Annotated in this window: 1 rRNA gene; it reads left to right on the forward strand. The window is 55.8% G+C overall.

The features are described 5' to 3' along the window. Window positions 1-129 precede the first annotated feature (129 nt). Window positions 130-2,727: ribosomal RNA gene (locus tag ACFYVR_RS11040) — 23S ribosomal RNA — on the forward strand; the annotation flags it as partial.

Raw genomic sequence — 2,727 nt, forward strand, 5'->3', positions numbered from 1 at the left:
AAGACGACGAGCGGGAATCCGCAGGTCAAACCGCAGCGTGGGTGTGAGCCCGGGCTGGTCTGGTGTCTGCAGTCTGGTTTCTTGTTTGTGTGTTGTTTGAGAACTGCACAGTGGACGCGAGCATCTTTGTTGTAAGTAATGAAGAGCGTACGGTGGATGCCTTGGCACCAGGAGCCGATGAAGGACGTAGGAGGCTGCGATAAGCCTCGGGGAGCTGTCAACCGAGCTGAGATCCGAGGGTGTCCGAATGGGGAAACCCAGCACGAGTGATGTCGTGTTACCCGCACCTGAATATATAGGGTGTGTGGAGGGAACGTGGGGAAGTGAAACATCTCAGTACCCACAGGAAGAGAAAACAACCGTGATTCCGTGAGTAGTGGCGAGCGAAAGCGGAGGAGGCCAAACCGTGGGTGTGTGATAGCCGGCAGGTGTTGCACTCATGGGGTTGTGGGGTCATCTTTGTCAGTTCTGCCGAGCTGGCCGACAGTGAGAAATCATCGTGTTAGTCGAAGTGGTCTGGAACGGCCTGTCGTAGAGGGTGAGAGTCCCGTAGACGAAAACATGGTGACTGTCGTAGGTGATGCCCAAGTAGCAGCGGGCCCGTGAAATCTGCTGTGAATCTGTCGGGACCACCCGATAAGCCTGAATACTCCCTGGTGACCGATAGCGGACTAGTACCGTGAGGGAAAGGTGAAAAGTACCCCGGGAGGGGAGTGAAATAGTACCTGAAACCGTGCGCTTACAATCCGTCAGAGCCTTTGCATCCTTCGGGGTGGGGGGTGATGGCGTGCCTTTTGAAGAATGAGCCTGCGAGTTAGTGGCATGTCGCGAGGTTAACCCGTGTGGGGTAGCCGTAGCGAAAGCGAGTCCGAATAGGGCGTTTTCAGTGGCATGTTCTAGACCCGAAGCGGAGTGATCTACCCATGGCCAGGGTGAAGCGACGGTAAGACGTCGTGGAGGCCCGAACCCACTTAGGTTGAAAACTGAGGGGATGAGCTGTGGGTAGGGGTGAAAGGCCAATCAAACTCCGTGATAGCTGGTTCTCCCCGAAATGCATTTAGGTGCAGCGTCGCGTGTTTCTCGCCGGAGGTAGAGCTACTGGATGGTCTAGGGGGCCCACAAGCTTACCGAAATCAGCCAAACTCCGAATGCCGGTGAGTGAGAGCGCGGCAGTGAGACTGCGGGGGATAAGCTTCGTAGTCGAGAGGGAAACAGCCCAGATCGCCGGCTAAGGTCCCTAAGCGTGTACTAAGTGGAAAAGGATGTGGGGTCGCGAAGACAACCAGGAGGTTGGCTTAGAAGCAGCCACCCTTGAAAGAGTGCGTAATAGCTCACTGGTCAAGTGATCCTGCGCCGACAATGTAGCGGGGCTCAAGTACACCACCGAAGCCGCGGCATTCACATGAGCCCGCTCGGTCCTTACGGGGGTCGAGCCAGGTGTGTGGATGGGTAGGGGAGCGTCGTGCAGCCGTGGAAGCGCCGGAGTGATCCAGGTGTGGAGGCTGCACGAGTGAGAATGCAGGCATGAGTAGCGAAAGACAAGTGAGAAACTTGTCCGCCGAATGACCAAGGGTTCCTGGGCCAGGTTAATCCGCCCAGGGTGAGTCGGGACCTAAGACGAGGCCGACAGGCGTAGCCGATGGACAACGGGTTGATATTCCCGTACCCGTGTGAACGCGTCAATGGTGAATCAGTGATGCTAAGCGCCCTGAAGCCGGTCGTGCGCCTTCGGGTGTGTGGTCGGGGGATGCGCGTGATCCGATCTGGTAGTAGCCAAGCGATGGGGTGACGCAGGAAGGTAGCTGGGCCAGTCAGTGGTTGTACTGGTGTAAGCGTGTAGGGAGTGGCCTAGGCAAATCCGGGTCGCACATATCCTGAGACGTGATGCGTAGCCGAATGAGGCGAATTCAGTGATCCTATGCTGCCGAGAAAAGCCTCTAGCGAGTTTTCACACGGCCCGTACCCCAAACCGACACAGGTGGTCAGGTAGAGAATACCAAGGCGATCGAGATAACTATGGTTAAGGAACTCGGCAAAATGCCCCCGTAACTTCGGGAGAAGGGGGACCTCTGCTGGTGACGGAACTTGCTTCCTGAGCTGGTGGGGGTCGCAGAGACCAGTGAGAAGCGACTGTTTACTAAAAACACAGGTCCGTGCGAAGTCGTAAGACGATGTATACGGACTGACGCCTGCCCGGTGCTGGAAGGTTAAGAGGACCGGTTAGCCAACTTGTTGGCGAAGCTGAGAATTTAAGCCCCAGTAAACGGCGGTGGTAACTATAACCATCCTAAGGTAGCGAAATTCCTTGTCGGGTAAGTTCCGACCTGCACGAATGGCGTAACGACTTCTCAGCTGTCTCAACCATAGACTCGGCGAAATTGCATTACGAGTAAAGATGCTCGTTACGCGCGGCAGGACGAAAAGACCCCGGGACCTTCACTATAGCTTGGTATTGGTGTTCGGTTCGGTTTGTGTAGGATAGGTGGGAGACTGTGAAGCGGGCACGCCAGTGTTCGTGGAGTCGTTGTTGAAATACCACTCTGATCGTATTGGACATCTAACCTCGGACCATGATCTGGTTCAGGGACAGTGCCTGGTGGGTAGTTTAACTGGGGCGGTTGCCTCCCAAAATGTAACGGAGGCGCCCAAAGGTTCCCTCAGCCTGGTTGGCAATCAGGTGTCGAGTGCAAGTGCACAAGGGAGCTTGACTGTGAGACTGACAGGTCG

The organism is Rhodococcus sp. NPDC003318 (genome assembly GCF_042879035.1).
Classification (GTDB): domain Bacteria; phylum Actinomycetota; class Actinomycetes; order Mycobacteriales; family Mycobacteriaceae; genus Rhodococcus_G.